This window comes from Petrachloros mirabilis (genome assembly GCF_975968855.1).
On record NZ_CDLUDY010000144.1, the window covers coordinates 1 to 3,984 of the forward strand.

General features: G+C 52.9%; 4 protein-coding genes. All 4 read left to right on the top strand.

What is annotated here, in order from left to right:
- Positions 1 to 338 (top strand): riboflavin kinase (locus ACWVCN_RS05780; RefSeq protein WP_455244587.1); only part of this gene is annotated, 338 nt, incomplete at its 5' end.
- Positions 335 to 1,819: a tRNA lysidine(34) synthetase TilS gene (gene tilS, locus ACWVCN_RS05785; RefSeq protein ID WP_455244588.1), complete on the top strand. Its 1,485-nt coding sequence runs from the start codon at positions 335 to 337 to the stop codon at positions 1,817 to 1,819. The genes ACWVCN_RS05780 and tilS, both read left to right, overlap by 4 nt.
- A complete protein-coding gene (gene hpt / locus ACWVCN_RS05790) occupies positions 1,820 to 2,359 on the top strand; it encodes a hypoxanthine phosphoribosyltransferase (protein ID WP_455244589.1) in 540 nt (179 codons plus the stop codon).
- Positions 2,360 to 2,461: 102 nt separating this feature from the next.
- A partial coding sequence (gene ftsH / locus ACWVCN_RS05795; protein ID WP_455244590.1) for an ATP-dependent zinc metalloprotease FtsH occupies positions 2,462 to 3,984 on the top strand: 1,523 nt, incomplete at its 3' end.

Sequence of the window (3,984 nt, forward strand, 5' to 3'; positions counted from 1 at the left end):
AACAAGGGCAATCGCTTGGCTGGCCAACGGCGAATATTCCGATCCCGCCGGATCGTGTGATTCCCGCGGATGGAGTTTATACGGCGAGAGCGACCTGTGAGGAGATTCGGTATGATGCGATTGTCTATATTGGAACGAGACCGACCTTCGGCGCTGGTGAACGGTTGATTGAGGTCAATCTGTTAGATCAGGAGCGTGATCTGTACGGGCGGGATCTTTTTGTTGAATTCTTCGAGCGGTTGCGAGGCGATCACACATTCGCATCGCCGGATGAACTATCGGCTCAAATTGCACGTGACATCGAACAGGCGAAGACCAGCTTATATCGGCTCCCATGAAGAAGACAAGATCAGCAGTCAAACCCTCTGAACTTGCGGTCAAGACGGCGATCCTCGCCCAATTTGTGGACACTATCCGGCGTCATCAGCTGTTTGTTCCTGGCCACCATCTCCTCATCGCTGTCTCCGGCGGTCCTGATTCCGTCGCACTACTGTCGTTGTTGGCAAGGCTGGCCCCCTCCTGGCGGCTGAAGCTGACCGCCGTTCACTTCAACTACCAATTACGCGGCAAGGAATCCGAAAGCGACGAAGCTTTCGTGGTAAGACTTTGCCGTCAAAAAAATATTCCGTTGATAGTTCGTCGTCCGGTTTTGCTGAAACAGAAAGGGCAATCTTCGCTTCAAGCCCTAGCTCGTGATGCGCGTTATGCCGCGATGAAAGCGATTGCCTACGAGATTGACGCCGATCGCATCGTCGTTGGCCATACGGCAAACGATCAGGCGGAAACGGTCTTGATGTGGATGTTGCGTGGCGCAGGCCTCAGGGGGCTTTCCGGCATGCCCTTTATCCGTGAAGAGATGGTGGTCCGCCCGCTGCTCGCGGTAACGAAGGCCGAGGTGCTGACCTACCTCAAACGTGAAAGATTGCAGTACAGGCTGGATTCAAGCAATGAGTCGGCTCGCTTTCGGCGCAATCGTATCAGGCATGAGGTCATGCCTGTCTTGGAGCACATTGCTCCGGCTGCCGTGCATCTGTTGCGCAGACAGGCAGATCTTCTCCGTGAAGATGAGCAGTATCTTGAGGGTGTGGTCGAAAGCCTTTATGCGTCCATGAGGAAACCGGATGCATCGGGCGGAGAGCGATTTGACCAGCAGGCTTTTCTAGCCGTACCTCTTGCACTCCGACGGCGCCTCGTCAGAATGATGCTCCGCCGAGCCGATCCAGAAAGGCGTGCCTGTAATGCCAGAACCATTGAAAGTGTTCAGCGGTTCATGCTGAGGTCCAAGAAAGGGGCGAGCATGTCGGTTAAGCTGCTGGAAATTACCCATGAAGAAGACGCGGTCATTCGAGTCTGTGCGAGCGGGTCCAGAGAAAAAAGTTCCGTGACGCCACTTCGAAATAAGAAGGGGATGCCGGTCAGTATTCCGTCAACCGTGTTTTGGTCTGGAACCCAGCAGGAAATTCATGTACAAGAGGTCACAAATGCAGAAGCCAAACAGCTATCAAAGAGCGGCGGGGTCGACTACGCACTCTTTGACGCAAATCTGTTCTCTGAACCGCTTGCGGTGAGGAGTTGGCAAGCCGGCGATCGATTCTATCCTGCTGGAATGAAAGGCAAGAGTAAGAAGCTGCAGGATTTCTTTACTGATACAAAAGTGAGTCGGTGGGATCGGACACGGATTCCACTATTGGTAGCGCCGGAGGGAATTGTCTGGGTAGTCGGTCGACGAGCGGATGAGCGGTTCATCGCGGGAAGGATGACCTCCCGGTACCTTATGGCGAGCGTGAAATCAGCGACAGGGAGGGGAGGCGCAAAGTAGATGGAGCGAATTTTCGGGCGGCCGATCGTCACCCAAGAAGAGATGCGGGCTCGCATCAAGGAACTCGGTAAACAGATTGCTACAGACTATGCGGGCAAGGATATTGTGCTCGTCGGTGTACTGAAGGGAGCGTATGCTTTTTACGCGGATCTTGCCAGAGCGATCAGAATTCCTATGCGGGTGGATTTCCTGATAGTCACCAGTTATGCAGGACGATCGAAGCCTTCAGGGAAAGTCAAAATTGTTACGGATCTGACCGAAGATATCAAAGGCAAAGACGTTTTGCTGGTGGAAGACATTGTCGATTCCGGGCTAACCGTTCAATACTTGATCAAGAAATTAGCAAAAGAAAAGCCGAGGTCCATCAAGGTTTGTACATTGCTCAGCAAGCCGGAACGCCGGACCGTCGACGTTCCTCTCGACTATGTAGGGTTCAAAATCCCCAATAAATATGTCGTAGGTTATGGGCTTGATTATCAACAGAAATATCGAAATTTGCCTTACCTGGCCGTCTTGGACATGCAGGGGGAGCAGGAGTAGAGAATGCGAAGGCGGTTGTCACCGTCAAGATTCCTGTGTTAACATCACTCAAGCTCGCGGATTTACTCAAGAGTTGGCAGTCTCACTTACAAGGAGAACTGGATGAATTCCAGGGCAAAGAATCTGCTCTTCTGGGTCGTGGTCGGTTTGTTCATGATCTTGCTGTTCAATTTGTTCAGTGTGCCGACGCATGCGCCCGAAGAGGAAGTGATATTCAGCGATTTCATGACAAAACTAGACAAGGGCGAGATCGAAAAAGTCATCATCAAGTCAAGTCACGTTAGCGCTGTCCTCAAGGATAAAACTCGCATCAGGACGTACACGGCTGAATATCCGGATTTCGTGAAAGTCCTGCGTGAAAAGGGAGTGCAGATTGAGGCCAAGCCGCCTGATGAAAGCCCTTGGTACATCACGTTTCTCGTGACATGGGGGCCTTTCGTGTTGTTCTTGGGGCTCTGGTTCTTTCTCATGCGTCAAATGCAGATCGGCGGCAACAAGGCTCTGTCATTCGGGAAGAGCCGGGCGCGTATGCTGACGGAAGAAAGAAAGAAAGTAACGTTTTCCGATGTGGCGGGTATTGATGAAGCGAAAGAAGAAGTGCTCGAGATCATTGAATTCTTGAAGGATCCTCGTAAGTTTCAGAAGCTCGGTGGCCGCATTCCGAAGGGCGTATTGATCGTGGGGCCTCCTGGAACCGGAAAGACGTTGCTGGCGAAAGCGATAGCCGGCGAGGCTGGCGTGCCGTTCTTCAGCATCAGCGGCTCAGATTTCGTGGAAATGTTCGTAGGAGTAGGCGCATCCCGCGTTCGCGACCTTTTCGAGCAAGGGAAAAAACATGCGCCGTGTATCATATTTATCGATGAAATCGATGCGGTCGGCCGTCTGCGCGGCGCAGGCTTGGGCGGCGGGCATGATGAACGCGAACAGACGCTCAACCAGTTGCTTGTGGAAATGGACGGGTTCGACACGACGGAAGGTGTCATTTTGATCGCCGCGACAAATCGGCCTGACGTCCTTGATCCTGCTCTCCTCAGGCCAGGACGGTTCGATCGTCAAGTCGTGGTGAATCGGCCGGATTTGAAGGGACGTTCCGAAATTCTGAAGGTCCATACAAAGAAAGTGCCGATAGCCACCAATGTTGAGTTAGAGAAGATCGCGCGCGGGACGCCTGGTTTTTCTGGTGCAGACCTGGAAAATCTCGTCAACGAAGCGGCGCTTTGGGCGGCCCGGCAAAACAAGAAGGAAGTTGAGACCGTTGATTTCGAAATGGCCAAAGACAAGGTGTTGATGGGGGCTGAGCGAAAGAGCATGATCCTCAGCGATGAGGAAAAGCGGACCACCGCGTATCATGAAGCCGGGCATGCCTTGATGGCCAAGCTGCTTCCAGGGACGGATCCTGTTCACAAGGTTACGATCATCCCGCGAGGACGGGCGTTGGGCGTGACTATGCAATTGCCGACGGATGATCGGCACAATTATTCCAAGGAGTTCTTGTACAACAACTTGGCCATCTTGATGGGAGGCCGTGTCGCGGAAGAATTGATTCTCAATCACATCACGACCGGCGCTGGAAACGACATTGAGCGGGCGACGGATCTTGCCAGGAAAATGGTGTGTGAGTGGGG